The 24576-nt window shown below is 71.6% G+C and carries 22 protein-coding genes and 1 pseudogene; 11 read left to right on the forward strand and 12 right to left on the reverse strand.

Features of this window, described 5'->3' with window-relative positions; translation table 11 throughout:
- Window positions 1-67 precede the first annotated feature (67 nt).
- Entirely contained in the window at window positions 68-2089 is a 2022-nt protein-coding gene (locus tag NVV95_RS08220; protein WP_259486062.1) for a S1 family peptidase, read from the forward strand.
- 139 nt (window positions 2090-2228) lie between these two features.
- On the opposite strand, the gene NVV95_RS08225 is transcribed toward NVV95_RS08220, so the two are convergent.
- The 4 genes from NVV95_RS08225 to NVV95_RS08240 are packed head-to-tail and all read right to left on the reverse strand — an operon-like array spanning window position 2229 to window position 6494.
- Complete coding sequence (locus NVV95_RS08225) at window positions 2229-3275, reverse strand: LLM class flavin-dependent oxidoreductase (RefSeq protein WP_259486063.1); 1047 nt, start codon at window positions 3273-3275, stop codon at window positions 2229-2231.
- Window positions 3275-4246, reverse strand: coding sequence for an ATP-grasp domain-containing protein (locus NVV95_RS08230; protein ID WP_259486064.1), 972 nt, complete (start codon window positions 4244-4246; stop codon window positions 3275-3277). Before NVV95_RS08230 ends, NVV95_RS08225 begins: the two co-directional genes overlap by 1 nt.
- A 15-nt stretch (window positions 4247-4261) precedes the next feature.
- A complete protein-coding gene (locus NVV95_RS08235; protein WP_259486065.1) occupies window positions 4262-4780 on the reverse strand; it encodes a gamma carbonic anhydrase family protein in 519 nt (172 codons plus the stop codon).
- Between the two features lie 22 nt (window positions 4781-4802).
- Complete coding sequence (locus NVV95_RS08240) at window positions 4803-6494, reverse strand: cation:proton antiporter (RefSeq protein ID WP_259486066.1); 1692 nt, start codon at window positions 6492-6494, stop codon at window positions 4803-4805.
- A 64-nt stretch (window positions 6495-6558) separates the two neighbouring features.
- Here NVV95_RS08240 and NVV95_RS08245 point away from each other — a divergent pair, with 64 nt between their 5' ends.
- Entirely contained in the window at window positions 6559-6975 is a 417-nt protein-coding gene (locus NVV95_RS08245) for a DUF3592 domain-containing protein (protein WP_259486067.1), read from the forward strand.
- On the forward strand, window positions 6972-8255 hold the full coding sequence (locus tag NVV95_RS08250; RefSeq protein WP_259486068.1) for a low temperature requirement protein A: 1284 nt from the start codon (window positions 6972-6974) through the stop codon (window positions 8253-8255). The genes NVV95_RS08245 and NVV95_RS08250 overlap by 4 nt, the downstream gene beginning before the upstream one ends.
- Here the strand turns inward: NVV95_RS08250 and NVV95_RS08255 are convergent.
- The 4 genes and pseudogenes from NVV95_RS08255 to NVV95_RS08270 form a co-directional block, all read right to left on the reverse strand.
- Window positions 8252-9982, reverse strand: coding sequence for an AMP-binding protein (locus tag NVV95_RS08255; RefSeq protein ID WP_259486069.1), 1731 nt, complete (start codon window positions 9980-9982; stop codon window positions 8252-8254). The genes NVV95_RS08250 and NVV95_RS08255 overlap by 4 nt on opposite strands.
- Before the next feature lies 1 nt (window position 9983).
- Complete coding sequence (locus NVV95_RS08260) at window positions 9984-10187, reverse strand: hypothetical protein (protein WP_259486070.1); 204 nt, start codon at window positions 10185-10187, stop codon at window positions 9984-9986.
- Between the two features lie 106 nt (window positions 10188-10293).
- Window positions 10294-11091: a hypothetical protein gene (locus NVV95_RS08265; RefSeq protein WP_259486071.1), complete on the reverse strand. Its 798-nt coding sequence runs from the start codon at window positions 11089-11091 to the stop codon at window positions 10294-10296.
- 133 nt (window positions 11092-11224) lie between these two features.
- Window positions 11225-12893, reverse strand: a pseudogene (locus tag NVV95_RS08270) (DUF7059 domain-containing protein).
- A 49-nt stretch (window positions 12894-12942) separates the two neighbouring features.
- Here NVV95_RS08270 and NVV95_RS08275 point away from each other — a divergent pair.
- From NVV95_RS08275 to NVV95_RS08285, 3 genes are all read left to right on the forward strand, one after another.
- Complete coding sequence (locus tag NVV95_RS08275) at window positions 12943-14517, forward strand: carboxylesterase/lipase family protein (protein WP_259486072.1); 1575 nt, start codon at window positions 12943-12945, stop codon at window positions 14515-14517.
- Window positions 14518-14607: 90 nt separating this feature from the next.
- Window positions 14608-16377 (forward strand): EAL domain-containing protein, encoded by a 1770-nt coding sequence (locus NVV95_RS08280; protein WP_259486073.1) that lies wholly within the window; start codon window positions 14608-14610, stop codon window positions 16375-16377.
- Window positions 16374-17135 (forward strand): HAD-IIB family hydrolase, encoded by a 762-nt coding sequence (locus NVV95_RS08285; RefSeq protein WP_259486074.1) that lies wholly within the window; start codon window positions 16374-16376, stop codon window positions 17133-17135. The genes NVV95_RS08280 and NVV95_RS08285 overlap by 4 nt, the downstream gene beginning before the upstream one ends.
- 18 nt (window positions 17136-17153) lie before the next feature.
- Here NVV95_RS08285 and NVV95_RS08290 read toward each other — a convergent pair whose 3' ends face one another.
- From NVV95_RS08290 to NVV95_RS08300, 3 genes are all read right to left on the reverse strand, one after another.
- The gene (locus NVV95_RS08290) at window positions 17154-18758 is read right to left on the reverse strand and encodes a cation:proton antiporter (protein ID WP_259486075.1); all 1605 of its coding nucleotides are present in this window, start codon (window positions 18756-18758) and stop codon (window positions 17154-17156) included.
- A 71-nt stretch (window positions 18759-18829) separates the two neighbouring features.
- Window positions 18830-19741: a hypothetical protein gene (locus NVV95_RS08295; protein WP_259486076.1), complete on the reverse strand. Its 912-nt coding sequence runs from the start codon at window positions 19739-19741 to the stop codon at window positions 18830-18832.
- 100 nt (window positions 19742-19841) lie between these two features.
- On the reverse strand, window positions 19842-20489 hold the full coding sequence (locus NVV95_RS08300) for a hypothetical protein (RefSeq protein WP_259486077.1): 648 nt from the start codon (window positions 20487-20489) through the stop codon (window positions 19842-19844).
- 115 nt (window positions 20490-20604) lie between these two features.
- On the opposite strand from NVV95_RS08300, the gene NVV95_RS08305 reads away from it, so the two are divergent.
- The 3 genes from NVV95_RS08305 to NVV95_RS08315 all read left to right on the forward strand — a co-directional run bounded on the left by NVV95_RS08305 (window position 20605) and on the right by NVV95_RS08315 (window position 22154).
- Complete coding sequence (locus tag NVV95_RS08305) at window positions 20605-20880, forward strand: hypothetical protein (protein WP_259486078.1); 276 nt, start codon at window positions 20605-20607, stop codon at window positions 20878-20880.
- Window positions 20881-20973: 93 nt separating this feature from the next.
- Window positions 20974-21450 (forward strand): cupin domain-containing protein, encoded by a 477-nt coding sequence (locus NVV95_RS08310; RefSeq protein WP_259486079.1) that lies wholly within the window; start codon window positions 20974-20976, stop codon window positions 21448-21450.
- On the forward strand, window positions 21447-22154 hold the full coding sequence (locus NVV95_RS08315; protein ID WP_259486080.1) for an alpha/beta hydrolase family protein: 708 nt from the start codon (window positions 21447-21449) through the stop codon (window positions 22152-22154). The genes NVV95_RS08310 and NVV95_RS08315 overlap by 4 nt, the downstream gene beginning before the upstream one ends.
- A gap of 16 nt (window positions 22155-22170) precedes the next feature.
- Here NVV95_RS08315 and NVV95_RS08320 read toward each other — a convergent pair whose 3' ends face one another.
- Window positions 22171-23193 carry an aldo/keto reductase gene (locus NVV95_RS08320; RefSeq protein WP_259486081.1) on the reverse strand — a complete coding sequence of 341 codons (1023 nt, stop codon included), beginning with the start codon at window positions 23191-23193 and terminating at the stop codon, window positions 22171-22173.
- 92 nt (window positions 23194-23285) lie between these two features.
- Between NVV95_RS08320 and NVV95_RS08325 the strand changes: the two genes are divergently transcribed.
- Both NVV95_RS08325 and NVV95_RS08330 read left to right on the forward strand, forming a co-directional pair.
- Window positions 23286-23855, forward strand: a complete 570-nt coding sequence (locus NVV95_RS08325; protein WP_259486082.1) for a TetR/AcrR family transcriptional regulator — start codon at window positions 23286-23288, stop codon at window positions 23853-23855.
- A 244-nt stretch (window positions 23856-24099) separates the two neighbouring features.
- On the forward strand, window positions 24100-24561 hold the full coding sequence (locus NVV95_RS08330) for a hypothetical protein (protein WP_259486083.1): 462 nt from the start codon (window positions 24100-24102) through the stop codon (window positions 24559-24561).
- The last annotated feature ends 15 nt before the right edge of the window (window positions 24562-24576 follow it).

Genomic DNA, 24576 nt, shown 5'->3' on the forward strand with positions numbered 1-24576 from the left:
AGGTCGCCGCATGCGCGGCTAGAGCTATGCCCCCGAATCAGCACTACAGAACCAGGGGAAGTCATAGATGACGATGAAGAAGAGACTCGCGTATCTCGCGGTCGGAACAGTGGCCATCGCCGGCATGACCGGCGCTTTCGGTCAGGTCGCCTTCGCGGCCGGCGATGACGAGGTCGTTCCGACCTCGGGCCCGGCGTTCGACGCCTACGCCCAGTCGCTGCTGACCGACGAGAACATCCAGGCCGTCGCCGCGGGCGCGAACGGCCCCGTGGTCTACACGACCGAACCCGTCGCCGAGATCGGTGCGGATGCGCGCTTCCTCGTCGAGTCGAAGAGCAACGTCGAGGTCAAGGTGCTCTCCGCGCCGCTGCAGGCCTACGACACCGACGAGGTCGTCGGCGGCGCCGGCTACTTCGCCACCAGCTCGCCGTCCGCGACCTCCGGCGGCCTCTGCTCCGTCGGATTCTCGGGCTGGTCGCCCGAGGGTGACCCCGCCGTCATCTCGGCCGGCCACTGCACGGGCGACAACGCCCTCACCTTCAGCCAGCTGACGCTGCCGACCGGTGACCCCGCAGGTGGCGGCGCCGACGACAACAGCGACTTCCAGCCGATCGCCGAGCTCGGCGAGCTGTCCTTCTCGCAGTTCGGTGGAGCGGGGAACTCCACCGGTGCGCAGGGCGACACGAAGAGCGTCGACATCTCGGTGATCGACGTCACCAACGACGCCCTCAAGCTCCGCCCCGAGGTCACCGACTGGACGACGGCCGACAGCGAAGACCTCGCCGCCTCGACCTTCGACATCGACTCGGTCGGCTCCGCCACGGTCGGCGCCTCGATCGTGAAGAGCGGTCGCACCACCGGCTACACGAGCGGCACCGTCGACTCGGTCAACGGCTGGGCGAACATCCGCAACGACGAGGGCGAAGACCGCCTCGTCTACGGCTTCGGCGCACTGCTCACGGCTGCTCCCGGTGACTCGGGCGGCGCGCTCGTCCAGGGCAACACCGCAGTGGGCGTGCTCTCCGGCGGCGGCACCGTCGACGGTCAGGACTTCGTCTGGGGCGCCAACCTCGAGGCCGGCCTCGCGCTGACCGGTGGCTACACCGTCGCGCTGCACCTCGACGCTCCCGCGCTGACCTCGCCCGCCGACGGCGGCGACGTCTACACCGGTCGCGCGATCTCGGGCACGGCTCCCGCCGGCTCGACCGTCATCGCCACGCAGGGCTCGGGCGAGCCCTTCGAGGTCGCGGTCAACGACGGCACGTGGTCCTTCCCGGCCCCCGGCACCGTCGGCGAGTACAGCTACACCGTGCGCGCCGAGCGCGGCTTCGACACCTCGGCGAGCAGCACCTTCTCGGTGAACGTCGTTCCGGCACCGCTGGAGCCGGCCGTGATCAGCTCGCCGTTCGACGGCCAGGTCGTCGAGACCTCGGTGCCGGTCATCTCCGGTAAGGGCGAGCCCGGTGCGACCCTGACCCTGTCGGGCGACGTCGAGAAGACCCTCACGGTTCCGCAGAACGGCACCTGGTCGACCGACGTCGACCTGTCCTACGGCTCGTACAGCGTCACCGCCGTGCAGACCCGTGAGAACGCCTCCTCCTCGGCGCCGACCACGGTGAAGTTCTCGGTCGTGCCGGTCGCCCCGGCGATCACCGACCCGAAGTCGGGCCTCGGCTACGACCTCGGCTCCGGCCCGGTCGCGGTCAGCGGCACCGGCATCGACGGCGCCACGGTCAAGCTCACGATCAACGGCAACGAGGCGGGTTCCGCCGTCGTCAAGAACGGCACCTGGAAGATCGCGCTGTCGAAGCAGCTCGACGCCGGCACCGTGACGATCACCGCCACGCAGACGATCGACGGCGCCACCAGCGCGGTCGCCACGTCGACCATCACGGTCACCCCCGTCGACAACGGCGGCACCACCCCGACGCCCGCTCCGGCTCCGGCCGGCAACGGCGGCAACGGCTCGCTGGCCAACACCGGCGCGCCGATCGCCCCGCTCGCCGGTGGCGGCATCGCGCTGCTGCTCGCAGCCGGTGGAATGCTGCTGGTCGCACGTCGCACCAACAAGGCACGCCGCGCGGAGTAACCTCCCGCTGAACGCCTGAAGGGGGCGGTGACCATCTGGTCACCGCCCCCCTTTGTCGTGCGGGACGAAAGCGCCGCAGCGCCGAGCACGGCAGCGGCAGAGCGCCCGTGCGCAGCCGCAGCGCCCGGCCGCAGCCGATCTACCCCCGCGCCTCCAGCTCCCGTACCCGCGGGATCACCTGCTCCCCGAACCGCTGCATCTCCCGCAGGTGCGGCGAGAACTGCAGCAGCAGCAGATCGACCCCGGCGTCCGAGAACTCGAGCACCCGCCGCGCGACCTGGTCGGGCGTGCCCACCAGATCGGGCCGCAGCCCCCGGTTCGAGACCGAGTAGTCGCGCAGGTCGACCTTGGTGTCGAGCTGCGACTTCGAGATGAAGTCCTGGTACGACTCGTAGGCCGCTCCCCCGCGCACGTCGGTGATGCGCTCGAGCTCCGCCTGCGCCTCCTCCTCGGTGTCGCGCACGATGGCGTAGGCGGCCATGCCGAACGACTGGAACGGCGCATCCGTCACCTGGGCCCGCCGCGCGGTGAGGTCGGCGACCTTCGCGCGCAGCTCGTCGGGGGTGCCGCCGTGCGTGACGTAGGCGTCGGCGAACCGCGCGATGGCCTGCTTGCCGCCCTCGCTCTCCCCGCCGGCGTAGACGACGGGCGCCCGCCGCGGCTTCGGCGAGAGGTACGTGCCCGACAGCGAGTAGTACTCCCCGTCGAAACTGAACGGCGTCTCGGCCCACAGCCCCTTGAGGATCGACACGAACTCCAGGCTCCGCCGGTACCGGTCGTCGTGCTCCGAGAAGATGCCGCCGTACTGCCGGGCCTCCTCGGCCCACCACGCGGACACCACGTTCAGCGAGAAGCGCCCGCCCGAGATCTCGTCGATGGTGGCCGCACGCTTCGCGGCCACGGCAGGCAGGTGATAGCCCGGGCGCACCGCCGTCATGATCTCCTGCGTCGACGTGACGGCCGCGATGGCCGCCGCGAGCTCCCAGGCGTCGAAGCTCGGGCCCTCCTGGCCCTTGATGTCGTTCAGGTTGAGCTCGGCGATCAGCGTCAGGTCGAACCCGATGCGCTCGGCCGTCTGCGCGATCTCCTTGACGTGCTCGAAGCTGAACGGCGTCTGTTCGTCGTCGACGTTGCGCAGCCACCCGCCGAACATCGGCGTCCAGTACCCGAACCGCATGCCCGCCATCAGGCACCCACCGGAGCGAGCGAGGGCGCCAGCAGACCGCCGAGGAACTGCGCGATGCGCCGCGGCCCCGACACCGGGCTCGACGCCTCGACGTCGGGGTTGTAGTTCGTGTTCGTGTTGATGTCGTAGGTCACGCGCCGCCCGTCGAGCGTCTCCATGAACTCCACGCCCGCGATCTCGATGCCGTTCGCCGCGAGGAACGCCTCGTACCGGGCGACCAGCGGATCGCTCTCGAACCCCTGGCGCACCGAGAACAGCGGCTCCGCCCCGGGCACGGCGCACGCATCCGCCGGGCACAGCTCGAAGCTGCCCGCCGAGGTGTCGACCCGCACGGCGTAGACGAACCGCCCGCCCACGAACTCGGCCCGCGTGATGAAGGGAGACGGGGCGACCAGGTACTCCTGCAGCAGCGTGATGCCGTCGATCGGCTCCTCGAACTCGGGCCCGTCGACGTAGGCGTCGAACTCCTCGTAGCTGTCGAACCGCCGCACACCGAGGCCCTTGCCGCCCTGGTTGTGCTTGGAGATGAAGGGCAGCCCGAACTGCCGCGCCGCCGCCGGCAGCCCACCGCGGCCGAACACCGCGACCGTGCGGGGCACGTCGAAGCCGGCCTGCGAGAGCAGCAGGTGCTGCGCGATCTTGCTCACCTCGAGGTCGATGACGGGCAGCCCGGATGCCGACGACGCCCCCGGGTTGCCGTTCACGACGCGGGCTCCCCCGGCCTGCAGCCAGGCGAGCACCGCGCGGGTGTACTCCTTCGCGTGCGGGTTGCCGCGGGTGTGCGCCGAGGCGCTCATGCGCGACCAGTAGACGCCGGGCGGCGGAGGCGACGCGAGGTCGATGCCCCCGAACGGCGACTCCTCCGTCAGCAGGATCTCCTCGAGCGGCACCCCCTCCGCCTCGAACGCGGCGGCGAGCGGCGGAAGCCACTCGGGGTTCTCGTGGATGACGTAGACACGTGGAGAGGTCATTCCTCCACTCTAGGTTCAGCCCCCGACGGTGCCGCCCCGGTGGGCCTCGACGTGCCCCAGATACGTCGTCGCGTTACGTCGGATGCCCTCCCGCTCCTCCTCGCTGAGCGACCGGCGCACCTTCCCCGGCACCCCCGCGACGAGCGATCCGGGCGGCACGACCGTGCCCTCCAGCACCACGGCGCCCGCGGCGACGAGTGACCCCGATCCGATCACCGCCCCGTTCAGCACGGTGGCGTTCATGCCGATCAGGCTGTCGTGCTCGACCGTGCAGCCGTGCAGCACGGCGTTGTGGCCGACGCTGACACCCGAGCCGATGATCGCCGGATGCCCGGGGTCGACGTGCACCACCACGTTGTCCTGCAGGTTCGATCCGGCGCCCAGCTCGATCCGGTCGCCGTCGGCCCGCAGCACGGCGCCGTAGAACACGCTCGAGCCCGGCGCCAGCCGCACCTCGCCGACCACCGTCGCGGTCGGAGCGATCCACGCCGCCTCGTCCACGACGGGTGTGTGCCCGTTCACCGCGATGATCATGCCGTCCTCCTCCTCGGGCGGCTCACAGCCGGTCCCCGAACCGCGACTCGATCGCCGCCTCCTGGTAGTCGAGCTTCGCCAGGAACTCCCGCGCCGCCTCGTCGTCGAGCTGGTTGCGGTCGCGCTCCCGGATGATCGCCAACCGCTGCGCCTGGATCACCCGGCGCTGCAGCGCCCCCATCTCCTTCCCGAACTCGGTCGTCGCCGGATCGGGCTGGCGCTCGACCTCCGCCGCGCGCTGCGCCACGCGCTCCTCGACCCGCTCGACCATCTCGGGCGGCATGCTCGCCGGCGGGTTGCGCACGAACTCCTCGAACACCGACGTCGAGGCCGCCCGGGCGACCTCCTGGGCGTGCTCGGCCTGCTCGGCGTCCTGGGCGTCCTGCTCCGGGTCGCTGAGCTTCAGCGAGCGGATGAGCACCGGCAGCGTGAGCCCCTGCACGAGCAGGGTCCCCACGGCGACGGTGAACGCGATCGCCTGGATCTCGGGTCGCCCGGGGAAGGGCGTGCCGTCGGCCAGCGAGAGCGGCACACCCGCGGCGGCCGCGAGCGTCACCACGCCGCGCATGCCGGTCCACGACACGACGACGCTCTCCTTCCACGACAGGAAGACGGGGAACTGCCGGGGCTTTCGGCCGCGGGCCGCCCGGGCGGCGTTCTCGCGCTGGATGCGGGCGCGCATCCGCTCGTCACTCGCCACCTTGCGCCGCATCAGCCGGTCGGTGACCACGTTGCGACCGAACGAGCCGAACACCCAGACCGGCCGGATCAGCAGCACCACGGGGAGCACCAGCAGCGCCGCCGCGAAGACCTGCCAGACCGAGTCGGGCCCGCCCGCCTCCTGCACGTCCTGGATGACGAAGCGCAGCTGCAGCCCCATGTAGGCGAAGACGAAGGCCTCGAGCAGCACGTCGATCGACGACCACACGTCGCGCTCCTGCAGCCGGGTCGCGTAGCCCGCCCGGCGCGAGGAGGCCCCGATCGCGAACCCCGCCGCCACCACCGCGAGCACGCCGGAGGCCTCGAGCTGCTCGGCCAGCAGGTAGGCGGCGAACGGCACGATCAGCCCGAGCACGGTCTCGAGCGGCGGATCGTTCAGGAAGCGCCGGATCATGGTCGCGACGATCGCGAGCACGACCCCGACCCCGATACCGACACCCGCGCTGTAGAGGAACAGCAGCACCGGGCTGTCGATGAAGGTGTGGGTGCCGACGACGGCGGAGACCGCGATGGAGAACAGCGTCAGCGCGGCCGCATCGTTCACGAGGCTCTCGCCCGTGAGGATCGACATCACCCGTTTCGGCAGGCCGAGCTTCGTGCCGATCGCGACGGCGGTCACCGCATCCGGGGGCGCCACGATCGCTCCCAGCACGATGGCCGTGCCGAGGGTCAGCGCCGGCACGACCCACGAGGCGAAGGCGCCCACGACGAGCGCCGTGACGACCACGAGGCCGACCCCCAGCCCGATGATCGGCCGGAGGTTGCGGAGGAACGAGACGAACGAGAAGTTCAGCGCCGCCGAGTACAGCAGCGGCGGCAGCACCAGCCCCAGGATGATCTCGGAGTCGAGCTCGAGCCCGGTGAACCCCGGGATGAACGACGCCGCGAACCCCACGAGTGTGATCACCAGAGCGGGCTGGAGCCCCCGCCGCTGAGCGATGCCGGTCACGGCGATCGCACCCACGATCACCAGCAGGAGCTGCACGCCGTTCATGCGAGAACTCTAGCGAGCACGGAACGTCAGCCGTCGAGCAGCGGCCAGGCAATAGGGTGTCAGCATGGACGATCCGGTCGACGCGCTCTCGTTGATCACCGAACTGTTCAGCTGGATCGGCATCGGCCTCGGCGCCCTGCTGCTCGTCGTCGGCTCCGTGCGCGGCGCGTTCTTCCGCAACTGGCCCGAGACCCTCGGCGTGGTCGTGCTCGACGAGCGCGGCGAGCTCGTCTACCGCTGGATGGGCGAGGACGGCGTGCTCTACGAGGCCCCCTGCGCCGACGACCACGGGCACTCCCCCGAACCGGGCGACGACGTCACGGTGCACGTGAACCCGCGCGATCCGGCGATCGGCCGCATCGACGACCCGTCGCACGAGGGTCGCGCGTTCCGCACCACGGGGTGGGTGCTGCTCGGCATCGGGGTGGCCGCGGTGGTACTGCAGTTCGTGCTGCTGATCGTGTCCTCGACGGCGGCATGAGCATCCGCCCGCGCAGCCTGCACGAGCGCAGCGTGCACGAGCGCGGCCTGCGCCGCCGCAGCATCGTGCCGGTGCTCAGGATGCGCGGCCGCAGCATCGATGAGAAGGGCCGCGTCTCGACGCCACTCGAACTGCTCTTCGACCTCACCTTCGTCGTCGCGGTGGCGTCGATCGTCGCCCAGCTCGCCCACGCCGTAGCGGAGGACCACATCGCCACCGCGCTGCCGAACTTCCTGATGGTGTTCTTCGCCATCTGGCTGGCGTGGCTGAACTTCACCTGGTTCGCCTCGGCGTACGACACCGACGACGTGCCCTACCGGCTGCTGACCATGCTGCAGATGGGCGGAGTGCTCGTGCTCGCCGCCGGGGTGCCCGGCGCCTTCAACGACGAGGACTGGGGCCTCGTCACCCTGGGGTACTTCATCATGCGCATCGCCCTGGTGGGCCAGTGGCTTCGGGCCGCTGCGCAGGACGAACCGGGGCGCGGCACCGCCCTGGGCTACGCGATCGGCATCTCTGTGGTGCAGGCGCTGTGGATCTTCCGGCTCCTCGTGCTGAACGACCTGCCCTTCGCCGCTCAGGTCGCGGTGTTCTCGCTGCTCGCGTTGTGCGAGCTCGCCGTGCCGCTGATCGCCGAACGCAAGCGCCGCATCGCGTGGCACCCGCATCACGTCGCCGAACGGTACTCGCTGTTCACGATCATCCTGCTCGGTGAATCGGTGGCGGCGTCGAGCTCGGCCGTTCAGGGCGTGGTGAGCGCGGGCGCCGCCACCGGCGAGTTCGTGCTGATCGCCGCGTCGGGGCTGGCGCTGCTGTTCGGGCTGTGGTGGGTGTACTTCCTCGAACCGGCGCATGAGGGGCTCGAGAAGCACCGCTCGCGCTCGTACTTCTGGGGCTATGGTCACTACCTCGTGTTCGCGGCCCTGGCAGCGCTCGGGGCGGGGCTCGAGGTGGCCGTCGAGTCGATCGGGCACGAGCTCGAGGTGCCGGTGACCGTCGTGGGCTACGCGATCGGCATCCCGGTGGCGGCGTTCTTCGTGATGATGTGGGTGCTCTACCGGCCGCTGACCGGCCCCACCGTCATCCCGCCCGCGGTGAGTCTGGGGGCGGCGGCCGTGGTGCTGCTGCTGCCGCTCGCGGCCCCGGCGATCTCGCTCGGCGCCGTCGTGCTGCTCACCGCCCTGGCGGTCGCCGCGGCCGTCGCCGCCACGGTGCTCTACCGCCGAGTGCCCTCCCCCGCCCCGGCCCCGGCGCCGCCCTCCACGAGCGCCGCCGGCTAGGCGGCCGGGGCCTCGTCGAGCAGCGCCTTCAGCTCGCGGCGGAGCACCTTGCCGACGTTCGTCTTCGGCAGCTCGTCGCGGAACTCGATGCGGTGCGGCCGCTTGTAGCCCGCCAGCTCGCCCTTGAAGTAGGCGCGCAGCTCGTCGGCCGTGAGCGACGGATCGCCGGGCACGACGAAGAGCACGACGCTCTCGCCGGTGCGGTCGTCGGGCACGCCGATGGCGCCGGCGTCCTTCACCTTGGGGTGCGACATCGCCACCTCCTCGACCTCGCTCGGGTAGACGTTGAAGCCCGAGACGACGATCATGTCCTTCTTGCGGTCCACGATCGTGATGAAGCCGTCGTCGCTCATCGTGCCCACGTCCCCGGTGCGCAGCCAGCCGTCGACCAGCACCTCGGCGCTGTTCTCGGGCTGGTTCCAGTAGCCCGACATCACCTGCGGCCCGCGCACGCACAGCTCGCCGCGTTCGCCGAGCGCGACCGGCCGGCCGTCGTCGTCGCGCAGCTCGATGTCGGTGGAGGGGAGGGGCAGGCCGATGGTGCCGACCCGTGGATGCTCCCAGGTCGGGTTCACGCAGACGACCGGCGAGGCCTCGGTGAGACCGTAGCCCTCGAGCATGTCGCTGCCGGTGGCCTCGCGCCAGTCGTTCGCGGTGGCGCTGCGCACGGCCATGCCGCCCGCGACCGCGAGCTTCAGGCCCGAGAAGTCGAGCGCCCGGAAGGCCTCGTTGTCGAGCAGCTGGGCGGCGAGCGTCGACACCAGGATGTACACCGACGGCTTCGTCGATTGCAGCGTCTTGACGAGGTCGGCGGTCTCGCGCGGGTTCGTCACGAGCACGTTGTGCGCGCCGTAGGCGAAGAACGCGAGGCCGTTCACCGTCATCGAGAAGATGTGATAGAGCGGGAGCGCCGCGAGGATCGTCTCCTCGCCGGGCGTCAGCCGCAGCTTCATCGGCGCGAGCATCTGCGCCTGGTTCGCGAGCAGGTTGGCGTGGGTGAGCACGGCGGCCTTGGTGCCCCCGGTGGTTCCGCCGGTGTACTGCAGCAGGGCGGTGTCGCCCGGTTCGACCGCGGGCCGGTCGACGGATGCCCGTGCCGGGTCGGCCCCGCGGCCGGCCGTTCGCCGCGCCCCCGCCGCCAAGGCCTGCCGGAAGCCGATCGTGCCGGTGAGCCCGTGCGACGGCACCAGCTTGCGCACCCGCTTCACCACGAAGTTCGTGACCACGCGCTTCGGCGCCGGCAACAGGTCGCCCACCTCGGTGAGGATGACGTGCTGCAGCGCGGTCTCGCCGATGACCTTCTCGAGCTTGTCGGCGAAGTTCTCGAGCGCGACGATCGCGACGGCGCCCGAGTCGATGAACACCTTCTTCATCTCGCTGGCGCTGTAGAGCGGGTTGGCTCCGACCACCACGAGCCCGGCCTTGAGGGCGCCATAGACGGCGATCGGGTACTGCAGCAGGTTGGGGCTCTGCACCACGATGCGGTCGCCCTTGTTCAGGCCGAGATCGCCGATCAGGAAGGCGGCGAAGTCGTCACTCAGCCGGCCCACGTCGGCGAAGGTGAGCACCTTGCCGAGGTTCGAGAAGGCGGGGCGGTCGGCGTAGCGGCGGCAGGTCGCGTCGACGAGCGCGCCGACGGAGTCGACCTCGCGGTCGCCGATCGTGGGAGCGAGGTCAGGCGAGTAGCTCGCCAACCAGGGACGGCTGTCGTAGGCGTTCGTGGTCATCTCAGGCGGGGAGCGGCTCGTCACCCGAGTCGGCGTCGGCGACCAGCTCGGCGTCCCAATCGGTGACGGCCTGCTCGGCCTCGGCGCGGGTGGCGAACGGGCCGAGCGACGGGGCGTCGGGGAAGTCGTCGGGGTTGAGGTCGGTGACGACGTAGTAGGTGACGGTGTCGTCTTGCTCGTGCTCGACGATGCGCAGATCGGTCATACCGTTCACCCTATCCAGTCGACAGCCGTCCGCCCGTCGCGGCGGGGTCTGGACGTCGCGCGGCGGGATCTGCCGGCCGCGCGACGTCGTCGCAAACTCGGGTGACCTAGAAGTCGAAGCCGCCGCCGAAGTCGCCTCCGCCGAAGTCTCCGCCGCCGAAGTCGCCCCCGCCACCGAAGTCACCCCCGCCGAAGTCGCCGCTGCCGCCCGACCAGTCGCCGCCCGAGGCGTCGACCGATCCCGCGTCGCCGCCGACGTCCGACCCGGCATCGCCGCCCGCATCGCCGCCGTCGGCCCCGGCATCGCCGCCGTCGCCGCCGTCAGCACCGTCGGCGCCGGCCTGGTCGAATCCGACCGGCGGCAGGAAGGCGCTCACCAGCGCCGACCCGATCACGAAACCGGCCACCGTGCCGAGCATCGACGAGGCCATCATCGAGCCGAAGCCCATGCCTCCCCCGCCGCCCAGGCCGCCGCCCTGACGCCCGGCGCCCGCGAAGGCGCGCTCCATGGTGCCCGGCTGACGGATCTCGGACCGCGTCGCCGACTGCGCCAACGAGTGCGGGTCATCGCCCTTGGGCTGGTCGCCGGCGGGCGCGTTCTCGCTCAACTGGGTGAACAGGATGCGCCGCTGCTCGGGCGTCAGCTTCGTGAAGGCCTCCTCGTGCACCTGCTCGATCGTCTCGGGCGGCGCGGTGCGCAGCAGGTAGCGGTAGCGCTCGACGGCGATCTCGTCGTCGCTGCGCTGAGCGCCCTGCGCGCCCTGGCCGCCCTGCGCCGCGGACGCGCCGCCGTTCGGTGCGGCGGGTGGCTGCTGGCCGTAGCCCGGCTGCCCGTACCCGCCCTGGCCGTAGCCGGGGTTCTGCTGCGGTTCTTCCCGGCCAAGCAGTCGGTCGAGGAATCCCATGCTGATCGCTCCGATCTCAGGCGGCGCCGCGTGCGCCGTCGCTTCCCCCCAGTTTTCCCGCGCCGTCTGTGGTTTGACTGTGCGCGAGCTGCACCGGGCCGGTGCGCACGAGCCTGACACGGGGCGGGCCCGGTCAGGGGGCGGGGAGCAGGAACCCGTCGGCGAGGAGCTCGCGCAGGCGCGGAGCGAGGGCGGCGCGGAGCGCCGTCTCGTCGGCGTCGAGCACCTGGGCGATTGCGGCCGCGATCGCCGAGGCCGAGAGGTCGCCGTCGCAGGCCCCTACGAAGGCCGCGAGGCCGGTGTCGAGGTCGACCGAGCGCGAGAATGCGCCGCCCTGGCGGAGGGTCATCACGACGGGGTCGTCGTGCCCCGGCCAGTAGTGCCGCTCCTCGGTCACGTCGGAGGCGTAGACGTAGGTGCCCGCGAGCAGCTCGTCGTCCGAGCGGTGCGCCTGCCAGTCGTGGCCCGCGAGGCAGACCGCGAGGTGGTCGCCGAGCCCGATCGGGTTGGAGCCGATGGCCGCGTCGACGCGTTCGTAGCGGTCGAGCGTGGGCACCCCGATCGACACCGGGCCGGGGGCACCCGACGGCCCGGACGCCGCCGCCGGCACCCGCAGCAGCACGTACCCGAACCCGACCTCGCGCACTCCCCGCGCCTCGAAGTCGTCGAGCCAGCTGGCGTAGAGGGCGTCGAACGCGGGCGTGCCCGGCCGCGTGCCGCCGTCGCGGATCCACGTCTCCGCGTACAGCGGCGCATCCTGACGGTCGCGCTCGATCCCACGCGTCGACCCCCACGGAGGCCGACTGCACCCACGTGCGCACCCGGTGCAGCCCGTCCGATGCTCCGTACTCCCAGTTGCCGAGCAGCTGCGCGATGCCCCCGGCCGTCAGGTGCAGCGGCGCTGAGCGGATGACCGAGGCCACCAGCGCATCCCCCACCAGCCCGCCGTCACGGTACTCGTAGAGCGGCACGGCCTCCTGCCGCGGCGTGATGACGAACGGCGGATTCGACACGATCCGGTCGAACCGCTCCCCCGCGACAGGCTCGAACAGGCTGCCGTGCCGGAATTCGATCGAGTCCACGCCGTTCAGTCGCGCGTTGAACGCGGCGAGCGCCAGAGCGCGGAGCGAGATGTCGGTGGCCACGACCCGGCGCGCGTGCCGGGCGGCGTGCAGGGCCTGGATGCCGCAGCCGGTGCCGAGGTCGAGCACCGAGTCGACGGGCGTCGGGATCATCAGCCCCGACAGCGTCATCGACGCGCCACCGATGCCGAGCACGTGATCGGGGTCGAGCGGCCGGCCGAGCACCGACTCGCCGAGGTCGGACGCGATCCACCAGCTGCCCGCGCCGAGCGAGTCGACGAAACTGTAGGGCCGCAGGTCGAGCCGCGCCCGCAGCCCACCCGCCGGGTCATCCGACGGCCCGCCGCCCGCCGACCCGTCACTCGCAGTCCCGTCACCCGCAGCCCCGTCACTCGCCGGCCCGACGAAGCCGAGCGCCTCGAGGCCCTCCGCCCCGAGCCGCGGCAGTGCATCCGCCAGCTCGGCGACGGGCACAGCCGACCCCAGCAAGAAGAGCCGGGCCAGCGTCGAAACCGGCGAGACGGGGGCTCCGGATGCCCGTGCCCGCTCGATCGCGCGCACCGCCGGCTCCCGCTGCCCGCGGTGCAGGGCGGCCGCCGCCGAGGGCCCCCACAGCGCGTCGATCACGTCGACCCGGTAGCGCGCGGCCACCAGGTCGTCGCGGAGCGCGTCGACCAGCGCGACGTCGGCGGAGGCCGACGAGCTGAGGGCGGACGGCAGGGCGATCGATTCGTGGCTCACGTCCCCATTCAATCGCTACAGTGACCCCATGACGCGCTCCTCAGGCGATCCGCTCCTCGTCGAGACCGATTCGGGGGCCGTGCGCGGCGCCCTGCGCCGCGGCGTGCGCTCCTGGCGCGGAATCCCCTACGCGGCGCCACCGGTCGGGCCGCTGCGCTTCCGGGCGACCGAGCCCGTGGAGCCCTGGGACGGTGTGCGGGACGCCCTCGACTTCGGCCCGGCGGCGGTGCAGCACGAGAACCGGGCGGTCGCCCTGCCCGAGGGCGTCGTGCAGTCGGAGGACTGCCTGACCCTGAACGTGCTCGCCCCGCCCCGCGACCCGGGCTTCGACGAGGGCCCGTTCCCGGTGATGGTCTGGATCCACGGCGGCGCCTATGTCGCCGGATCGAGCGCCCAGCCGCTCTTCGACGGCACCGGTCTGGTGGCGAATGGCGACGTGGTCGTGGTGAGCCTGAACTACCGGCTGGGCGCCCTCGGCTTCCTCGACTTCTCCTTGCTCGGCGACGGCTTCGAGACCAACGTCGCCCTGCGCGACCAGCTGGCCGCGCTCGCCTGGGTGCAGCGCAACATCGCCGCGTTCGGCGGCGACCCGGGCAACGTCACCCTCTTCGGCGAATCTGCCGGCGCCGGCTGCATCACCACCCTCCTCACCTCGCCCGCCGCCGCGGGGCTGTTCCATCGCGCGATCGCCGAGAGCTCCCCCGCGACGAGCGTCTACGACGGTGAGCGCGCCGCCCGCGTGTCCCGCCGCTTCCTCGGCCTGCTCGGGCTCGATCCGGATGACGCCGGCACGCCGGCCCGGCTGCGCACGGCGCCCGCCGCCGACCTCGCCCGAGCGACCTTCGACCTCGTCGCGGCCGTGGCGGCCGAGCAGCCGGGAACGCTCGCCGTGGCACCGGTGGTCGACGGGGAGCTCGTGCCCGAGCATCCGGTCGACGCCTACCGCGCGGGCCGACAGCTGCGAGTGCCCCTGATGATCGGCACGAACCACGACGAGGCGTCGCTGTTCCGGCTGATGAAGTCGCCGCTGATGCCCATCACGGCCGACTCGGTGCACGTCATGTTCGAGGAACTGGCGGCCGAGCATCCGGAGTTCGCCGCCGCCGAGCCGCGCATCGAGGCCGCCTACCCGCGCTTCCCGCACCATCGCACGCCCGCCGAGCTCTCGCGTGACGCCGGCTTCCGGATGCCCGGCATCTGGCTCGCGTCGGCCCACAGCCGCACGTTCCCCACCTGGATGTACCGCTTCGACCACAGCACCCCGGCCCTCACCCTGCTCGGCATCGGAGCCACGCACGGCGCCGAGATCGCCTACGTCTTCGGCACGCTCGGCATCGGGCGCCGCGACCCCAGCTTCCGGCTCGGCGGTCTGGCCGAGGCGAGGCAGCTCTCCGAGGCGATGCAGCGGCGCTGGCTCTCGTTCGCCAGCGAGGGCGAGCCGGCCGGTCTCAGCCCCCTCGAGGGCGGCCCCGCCCCCGAGTGGCCCCGCTACGACGAGGAGCGCCGGGCGACGATGGTCTTCGACCGCGGCGAGCGCGTCATCGACGATCCGGACGCGAGTATCCGGGAAGCGTGGGGAGACAGCGCGATCTCCTTCGTCTGACAGGGCGGCGGGCGCTACGCTCAGGGCAGGGGTGCTGTGACGCGCGACGCGGGGTTTCCGGGGGGACGTCGGGACGCTCCGGGTGCCCCCGTGGCCCGGGCCCGCGGGCGCCTGCCGGTTCGCTTGCTGCTGCTCGTCGCTGCGCTGCTGCTGGTGGCGTCGGTCGTGGTGCTCGCCGTGCCGGGCGTGCATCCGCTGCTCGAGGCCGTGCTGTCGCTCGGCGGCGAGTGGGTGGCCGTGCTCGCCGCCGCCACCGCGGTGGTGTTCAGCCGCGGCGGCCGGATCGCGCCCGCCCTGGCCACGGCAGCATTGGCCGCGACGGTGCTGGGCGACACGCTCTCGATCGCGGTCGCCGACCTCAGCGGCGCCGTGCCGTTCCCGGCCTGGCCCGACGCGGCCTACCTCGCGTTCTACCTGCTGCTCTACGTCGCGGTCTCGGCGCTGGCCCGCCGTCACCTCGTGGCCCCGACGGCAGCGGTGGTCTTCGACCTGGTCATCACCTCCTTCGGGCTGGCGGCGCTGCTCGCGCTCGCCCTCAGCCCGGTGCTCGACGCGGCGCTCGACGGGGTGGGCACCGCGGAGTTCGTGCTCTCGGCCGTCTACCCGCTGTTCGACCTGCTGCTCGTGGCCACCATCGTGGCCATCGGCGCCTCCGACGGCGTGGGGGGTCAGTGGCGCATCCTGGCCGGGGCGCTGCTGCTCTTCGCCTTCGCCGACACGGTGCTCGCCCTGCAGCTGCCGAGCGACGGGTACCGGGCGGGCACCCCGCTCGACGCCGTGTGGATCGCCGGGTCGTTCCTGATCGCGCTCTGGGTCTGCGCGATCACCGCCCGCCCCGTCGCCGCGCCCCGGCGGGCATCGACGACCCGGGCCGGCACCACGTTGTCCATCGTGTCGATGGCCGGCGCCCTCGTCGTGCTCGTCGCGGCACCGATCGTCGACGGGTCGGTCATCGCGGTGGCGCTCGCCATGGGCGCGCTGCTCACCACGGTGCTCTCGGTCGCCCTCCGCCGCGGGGCTCTGCCGGGGGTGGGGGCGACGGGCCGGCGTCAGCGCCTCGTGCGCGAGCTGCGCTCCCCCGCGAGTCACGAGCAGCTCGTGCTCGTCTACCAGCCGAAGCTGCGGCTCTCGACCGGCCGCATCGACGGGGTCGAGGCGCTGGTGCGCTGGAACCATCCGACCCGGGGCCTCGTCGGCCCGGCGGAGTTCGTGCCGCTGCTCGCGGAGGCGGGGGTGCTGCGGGAGTGGACCTCGAGCATCCTGAACCACGCCCTCGACGATGCCACCCGCTGGCGCCGTCGCGGCACACCCGTGGGCGTCGCCGTCAACATCACCGCCGAGTGGCTTCAGGATGCCCGGGCCGTGCACGAGGTGCTGCCGGCGCTCGGGCTCCGCTCGCTGCCCCCCTCGACGCTCACGCTCGAAATCACCGAGCAGTCGCTCGTCGCCGACCCCGAGGCGGCCCGGCGCCGGATCGAACCGCTCCGCTCCGCGGGGGTGCGCATCTCGCTCGACGACTTCGGCACGGGCTACAACTCCCTGATCGCGCTGCACGACGTCCCGGTCGACGAGGTCAAGATCGACCGCAGCTTCGTGGCGGCCCTGAGCGACGACCCGCGGGCCCGGTCACTGGTGCGCTCGACCATCGCCCTGGCGGGCGATCTCGGCAGCGAGACCGTCGCGGAGGGTGTCGAGACCGAGGAGCACCGACGGCTGCTCGCGGAGATGGGCTGCACCAGCGTGCAGGGCTTCCTGATCTCGGAGCCGGTGCCCGCCGAGCGGATAGACGACCTGCTAGCCTCGCCTGGAACCCCCACCGCCCCGCCGCACCGGCGGCCGACAGAGGAGAACTCCGCTTGACGACGAACGTCCGCCTGGTCGCCTTCGACCTCGACGACACGCTCGCGCCCTCGAAGGCGCCCCTCGATCCGCGCATGGCGGAGCTGCTCGTCGAGCTGCTGGACGTCGTTCCCGTGTGCGTCATCTCGGGCGGCCAGTTCGGCCAGTTCGAGTCGCAGCTCGTGGCGAACCTGCCCGCGTCGGCCGGCGACAAGCTCGCGCGCCTGCACCTCATGCCCACCTGCGGCACCCAGTACTACCGCTACGAGAACGACGGCTGGACGCAGGTCTACGCCGAGAACCTCACCGACGAGCAGAAGGCCGAGGCGCAGGCGGCGCTCGAGTCCGAGGCGAAGCGCCTGGGCCTCTGGGAGACCGAGACCTACGGCCCCGTACTCGAGGACCGCGGCTCGCAGATCACCTTCTCGGCCCTCGGCCAGGCGGCGCCCGTCGACATCAAGTCGGCCTGGGACCCGACGGGCGAGAAGAAGGAGCGCCTCCGGGCCGCCGTCGCGGCGCTGCTGCCCGAGCTCGAGGTGCGCTCGGGCGGATCGACCTCGGTCGACATCACCCGCAAGGGCATCGACAAGGCCTACGGAATGAACCGTCTCGCCGAGCTGACCGGCATCGCGCAGAGCGACATGCTCTTCGTCGGCGACCGCCTCGACGAGGGCGGCAACGACTACCCGGTCAAGGCGATGGGCATCGACACCGTGGCCGTGCACAGCTGGCACGACACCGCGACGTTCATCGAGGGGTTCGTGGCCGAGCGGCGCTAGCCGGTCACCTGCTCCCGCCTATTCTCCCTTGCGGGGCTTGCCGATGTTGAGCTCGGTCTCCTCGACATCGATCTTGGCGAGCACCGACTTCACGGCCCGCTCCTGGTAGCGGCCCTCCGAGCGCGCCTGCAGCACGGCCTCGCGTTCGGCCTCGATCATGATGCGGCGCAGGCGGTTGTAGGCGCGCGCCGGGGGCTCGCTGCCCTCCGGTGCGGGGTTCTCGAGGGCATCCGTCAAGAAGGTGGCGTTCAGGCGCAGACGGTCGACCACCCGCTGCTCGTCGGAGTCGGTGACCTCGCTCTCGAGGCGCGCGAGGCCCTGGCCCTGCGCCTCGGCCATCAGCATGTGCACCTCGGTCATCTCCTGCGAGAAGTCGGGCGGCGGCAGCTTCAGCCGGCGGATGACGAACGGCAGGAACGCCCCCTCGACGAGCGTGCCCACCACGACCACGAAGGCCAGGAACTGCAGGAACGACCGCTCGGGGGTCTCCTCCGGCAACAGGAAGACCGCGGCCAGGGTGACCACCCCGCGGATGCCCGCGAAGGCGACCGCCGTGCCCGTGCGGTAGCTCCAGCCGCGGTTGCGCAGCCACTGCGGGCCGAAGCGGTAGACGGTGGTGGTGAGCATCATCCAGGCGAAGCGCGACAGGAAGATCGCCAGCAGCAGCACGACCGAGATGACCACGGTCGGCCACAGCCCGGGGCCGCTGTTCGCCACCCCCTGGAAGATGCCGAAGAGGCTGAGACCGATGAACAGGAACACCGCGTTCTCGAGCAGGAACTGGATGGTGCGCCAGTTCAGCGACTCGGCGATGCGCGACTCGGCGGTCTGGATGACGGGCGCCTTGTAGCCGAGGTAGAGGCCGGCGACCACCACGGCCAGCACCCCCGACCCGTGCAGGAACTGGGCCGGGATGAACGCCACGAACGGCGTGATCAGCGACAGGCTCGTGTCGAGCACCGGGGAGCGCAACTGCTTGCGGATCAGCGCGAACACCCAGCCCACGCCGAACCCGACCCCGACCCCCACGGCCACCGCGACGACGAACTCGAGGATGATGCCCCACGGCGTCAGCGGCTCGGCGCCCGGCGTGTTGGCGCTGACGATCGCCGCGATGGCGGCGTTCAGGGCCACCAGCGCGGTGGCGTCGTTGAGCAGGCTCTCGCCCTCGAGCACGGTGACGAGGCGGCGGGGCAGCTTGAGCCGGCCGGCGACCGCGGTCACGGCCACCGCGTCCGTCGGTGCCACGACCGCGCCGAACGCGAACGCCGCCGCCAGCGAGATCGCGGGGATGATCAGCCAGGCCGTGAGCCCCACCGTGACGACGGTGAACACCACGAGGCCGACCGAGAGCAGCAGGATGCCGTCGCGCCTCGCCCGCACGTCGGCGAACGAGGTGCGGATGGCCGCCGCGAACAGCAGCGGCGGCAGCAGCCCGTAGAGGATGAGGTCGGGCTCGACCGCGATCGTCGGCACCCCGGGGATGAAGGACACGATGGCGCCGACGGCCACCAGCGCGACCGGCGCCGACCAGCCCACCCGCCCGGCCACCCCGGTGACTGCGACCGTGACGACGACGAACGAGACGATCCACACGATGGTCCCGACCGCATCCGCCTCCATGCCCACCATTATGGCGGGGCGCGGGTTCACGCGGAGCGGGGCGGGGCTCACGCCGGGCGGGCGGGGTTCGCTCAGGCGGGGACGATGCTCAGGGTGGCCTGCACCGGGATGCCGAAGCCGACGGCCAGCACCACGCCGGGCGACACGGCGGTGCTGCCCGCGCCGAGCGTGTAGGCGAAGTCGTAGACGCCCGCCACAAGTGACTCGAAGATGAAACCCGACTGGCCGGTTTGGGGATCTTCGGTCTCCACCCAGCCCGGCGCCGCGACGACGGTCGTGCCGGCCGGGAACGGCGGGGTCTGGAAGGGAGGCGGGAACTGGTTGAGGTCGGCGACGACAGCCCGTCGCCCGATCGCGTACGAATGCTCGGGCACGGTGACCCTCAGCGTCGTCGTCGTGCCGAATTCCGCGGGATCCGGGATCCACTCGAGCGTCGGCTCGGGCCCGAAACCGACCGTGATGGTCGCGGTCAGCGACCCCGGCTCCTGGTCGTTCGTGTAGGTGGCGACGACCGTGTAGGGGCCGGAGAGTTCACCCCACTCGTCGACGGTGAAGGCTCTCGTACCCCCCGTCACACCTCCCAGGGGTGACGCGAGGATCCCGTTGGACGCCCCGAAGTTCGGCGTCCAGGTCCAGCGCCCCGAGGCGATCGTGTCGGGGATGGGGCCGTAGTTCTGGATCTGCAGCACGATCGTCCCTGTGCTGCCGATGCCGGGCGACCCGGCGGGCACCGAGAGGGTGAGCACCGAGGGCTGCCCCTGGATGCCCTCGGCCTCCGACCAGTACAGCGACGCGTCAGGCTGGGTCGTGCTGGCGGCCGCGAGCGGTGCGGCGACCGCGGCGGCGATGACGGGGGCCGACCAGGCCGCGCCGAGGAGCGTGCGTCGCGAGACACCGGCGGAGCGGCCATCCGTCGCCCGGTGCGAGAAGATCGCGAACAGATCGGAGAGCGACGTCGGTTCGTCGCGGGGCGCTTCGGGCATCCCCTCACTCTCCGGCAGCGCGGGCCCCGCCGACCAGACCCTCTTCCGGACATGTCCGCATCCGGGCACCCCCGTCGATACTCACCCTTTCGAATGCCGATCAGTCCCACCAGATGTAGGAGGCGCCGGTCGCGCCGGACAGTGAGCGCCCGCGGACCTGATTGTGAGCGAAGGTATTGCCCCACGCGACCGCGAAGTCCCGATTGCCCTGACAGCCGATCGACGACCAGCTCTGAACTCCGGGGCTCGTGAAGGCCTTGGCCTGCACGCAGATCTGCACGTCCGAACCGTTGTTCCAGTTGTAGGTTCGCGTGTAGCCGGGATACCCGATCACCGCGCACCCATTGGTCGACGCGGCGTATCCGAATGGGCTCGCCACCGCGTTCGCCCAGTCGCGACATCCGCCGGCCCTCAACTCCTTGGTCTCGTCGGCGAGCTCTCTCGGGTCGAGCGTCCCGGCTGCCACCTCCGCCCGCACCTGCGCGGCGACAGTCATCAGTTCACCGGCTTGAACGACGACGTAGACGTCGCCTTCCGTCGTCGCAATGAGGACCGGACCGGCATAAGTGTCTTCATCGAGTGGGCCGGATGGCGACTCCTGGCTCGCCGCCGGCGACTGCAGCTTTTCCTCGAGGTCCGCCGCCGACGCGTGTGACGACGGGGCCAGCGCTGAGTAGAGCACCAGCGTCAGTATGCCGATCGCGGTGAGATTACCCCGTCGAGCGCGAATCTCAATTCGTTTGGTCACAGCTTCTCCTTCGCTGATTTTATACTGAGGGATCATCAGTTACTGCGAAGGATGTCTGAAACCGAGGAGGTCCTCAAGTGGTTCCAGCGATCTGTGCACAGTCCAGGAGGTCTGCATGAAGGTCGGAAATCGGTACCTGATCGCCGGTGCGGCACTGATCGTGCTGTCCGCCGTCGTGACCGTCACCCTGCCCGCACTCGCTTACGCGATGCTCGACGCGAACACGTCCGGGGGCCAGGAGTATCTCGTCGCGGTCGAGCTAGGGGTCCGGGTTCTCGAGAACATTGCGGCACCCCTCGGGACGGCGCTCCTCGCCGTGGGACTGATTCTGAATAGGCCCGCGCCCCGATGTCCACCGGACCCCGACCGGACGCCCCGCGAGACCGGCTGACTGTCATCAGCGCCTCGGGCGACATTTCCGTGCAATCGAGCGCCCCGTCGGGCACACTGGCACGACCCGCATCCCCGACGAAGGAGTACGACCGTGAGCGCTGACGAGATCATCCTGGGAGACCTGCCCGCAGGGATCGTGCGCGCCGACGAGGCCTTCAACGGCCGCGTCTGGAACGTGCTCGGCCACACCTACACGACGAAGATCGAGAGCGCGTCGACCTATTCGTGGCTGTCGCACGACCCGGCCGGCACGGGAGTGCCTCCCCACGTGCATTCGACCCAGGACGAGTTCATCTACGTCTTCGAGGGCGTCTACACCCTCTACCTCGACGGCCAGTGGACCACCGCCGGCCCCGGCGACCTCGTGCAGATGCCCCGCAACCTGCCGCACGCCTACTACAACAAGCAGGAGTCCGACGCGAAGTCGCTGTTCTGGGTCAGCCCCGGCGGCAAGCTCGCGAACCTGTTCAGCCTGCTGCACGACGTCACCGACCCCGAGGAGGTCGTGCGACTCTCGGCCCTCAACGGCGTCGACTTCCTGGCGCCGGGCACCGTCGAGGGCGCGTGACGGGCGGCCGGCTCGAGCGCTACGGGCCGCATCCCGACCAGTGGGTCGAGTGGTGGTCTCCGGATGCTCCGGCGCAGGGCACCGCGGTCCTGATCCACGGGGGCTATTGGCGTGCCCGCTACACGGCCGACCTCATGCTCCCCCTCGTGTCGCCGTTCACGTCCCGCGGCTGGACGGTCGCCAACCTCGAGTACCGCCGCGCCGCAGACGGGTGGGCCGCACTAAAGGACGACCTGGCGGCGGGGCTGGCAGCGATCCGCTCGGCGGGCCCCTTCTCGGAGGTGACCCTCGTCGGCCACTCCGTCGGCGGGCAGCTCGCGCTCCTCGGCGGCGAGGCCGGGGATGCGGTGGTGGCGCTGGCGCCGGTCACCGACCTCGCTCGCGCCTACGCGGAAGGGAACGGCGGCGACGCGGTCGCGGAGTTCCTCCGGGGCTCGCCCGCCGAGCTGCCCGAGGTCTACGCCGAGGCGTCGCCGCTCGCCCGCGAGCCGTCGCCGGCCGAGGTGCTGATCGTGCACGGGCGGGACGACGATCGGGTGCCGGTCGCCCACTCCCGCGCCTACGCGGAGGCCACGCGGGCTGCGGGCGGGCGGGCATCCGTTCTCGAACTCGACTCGCTGCCCCACCTCGACGCCATCGCGCCCGACGCCCCGCACTGGAACGCGGTGCACGCGTGGCTCGACGAGTGGGACGCGCGCCGCTAGCGCGCCGACCGCAGCGTTAGCTCGCCGACCGCGCTGCCGGCGGCCGCCGTCGCAGCGACGCGTCGCCGACCTCGGGCCCGCGGTAGACCATGTCCATCGCGCCGATGCTCTCGCCGGGCGGCACGATCGCGTCGATCCGGTCGAGCAGCTCCTCCGACAGCACGACGTCCGCCTCGGCGAGGGTGTCCTCGAGCTGCTCCATCGTGCGCGGCCCGGCGATGGCCGAGGTGACCCCCGGATGCGCGATGGCGAACGCCATGGCCAGGTGCGTCAGCGGCATGCCCGCCTCGTCGGCGAGCGAGATGAGCTGTTCGATGGCCCCGAGCCGCCGCTCGTCGTGGAAGTGCCGCATGCCGGTGCTCGCGCGGAAGTTCTCGTTGGCCTGCCCGGCCCGGTACTTCCCCGTCAGCGCCCCGCCCGCGAGCGGGCTGTAGACGAGCGTGCCCATGCCGTACCGCTCGGCCACCGGCAGGATCTCGCGCTCGATCTCGCGGTCGAGGATCGAGTAGTTCGGCTGCTCGGTGCGGAACCGCTCGAACCCGCGGCGCTCGGCCGCCCACTGCGCCTCGACGATCTCCGACCCGCGCATCGACGACGTGCCGATCGCGAGCACCTTTCCCTCGCGCACGAGGTCGGTGAGGGCCGAGAGCGTCTCCTCGATGTCGGTCTCGGGGTCGGGGCGGTGCAGCTGGTAGAGGTCGATTCGGTCGGTGCGGAGGTTGCGCAGCGAGCGCTCGACGGCCTGCCGGATCCACCGCCGCGACGCACCGCGGTGGTTCACGTCGTCGTCGACCGGCCCCCAGAACTTCGTCGCGAGCACGACGTCGTCGCGCCGGCCGACGAGGGCCTCGCCGACGACTTCCTCGGAGTCGCCGTACCGATCGGCCGTGTCGATGAAGTTGATCCCGCCCTCGAGCGCGCGGTGGATGATCCGCACGCCCTCCTGGCGATCGGGATTGCCGAACGAGCCCAGCATCATCGCGCCGAGCGCGTAGGGCGTGACCTTGATTCCGGTGCGGCCGAGGGGTCGATACTGCATGGGGTCCTCCTGTTAGGATCAGAGCCGGAACAGTGTTCCGCTATGTCCATCACTATACGGAACGCTGTTCCGCTTACGCAAGAGGGTCTTCGATGTCGACCGCAGCGACAGAACCACGCAAAGTGCGAGCGGATGCCCGCCAGAACCTCGACGCCCTCCTCACCGCCGCGCGCACGGTCTTCGCGCGCTCAGGGGTCGACGCTCCGGCCCGCGAGATCGCCGCCGAAGCCGGAGTCGGGGTCGGAACCCTCTACCGCCACTTCCCGAACCGCGCCGAGCTCGTGGCCGCGGTCTTCACCACCGAGATCGACGCCACGGCCTCGGCGGCGGGCGAACTGCTGGCCGAGCATCCGCCCGGCGAAGCCCTCGACCTCTGGATCACTCACTTCACCCGCTTCGTCGCCACCAAGCAGGGCCTCTCGGCCGCGCTGCACTCGGGCGACCCGGCGTTCGACGCGCTGCCGGCGCACTTCACCGCGAAGCTCGGCCCCGCCATCACCTCGCTGCTCGAGGCCGCCGAGTCCGCCGGCGCGGTGCGCCCCGGGATCGACCCCGTCGTGCTCCTCCAGGCCGTCGGCGACCTCAGCCACCGCGCGCCCTCGCCCGACGGTTCGCCGAACCCGATGGTGCGCCTCCTGCTCGACGGCCTCCGCACCCGCTGACGTGGGCCCTGCGGTGGGCTTCCTGTTCGACGCGGGCTGGGGCGTCGAGCCACCCGTGCTGTACGTGCCACCCGCGGCGGACTGGGACGCCTGCACGCCTGCACGCCTGCGTGGATGCACGGCCGGCGTGAAATTATCCTGTCGCGGCTCGACGGGCACGCCCGGCACCGGATCGCGGACGGCCCCTACTCGGCGGGTGGAGGCGGCCTCACCCGGACGCAGGGCGGCGTGGAAGAGTAGAAGGATGGAGAACGCCGACCAGCCCAGCCTCGACCCGTCGCCCGAGCAGGTCGGTGAGATCGACCGCCGTGCCGCCGCGCTGCGCGACCAGCCCGACAGCTTCGCCGCGATGGACGCCCTCTGGCGCGCCGTCTACTCCCTCGACCGCTGGATCTTCATCGCCCGCGGCACCGACGAGCAGCCCGGTCCGTACGCCGGCGAGCTCGCCCAGGGCCCGATGCTCTTCGCCTTCACCACGGGCGACCGCGCTCGCGCCGCGGGACTCGGCGCCGGCCTCTCCGACGACGAAGCCTCGCGGCTGCTCGCGATGCCGCTGCCCTCAGCCATCGAGTGGGCGGCGTCGTTCGCGGCGGTCGGGGTGAAGGGCATCGCCTTCGACCTCCCCACCCACGGCTACTTCGCGCCGCTGTCGAACCTCATCCCGATGCGCGACCACATGGCGACGACCCCGCCGCCCGCCGACTGAGGCGGCCCGGACTCG

The sequence above is a fragment of the Herbiconiux gentiana genome, assembly GCF_024978135.1.
Lineage (GTDB): Bacteria > Actinomycetota > Actinomycetes > Actinomycetales > Microbacteriaceae > Herbiconiux > Herbiconiux gentiana.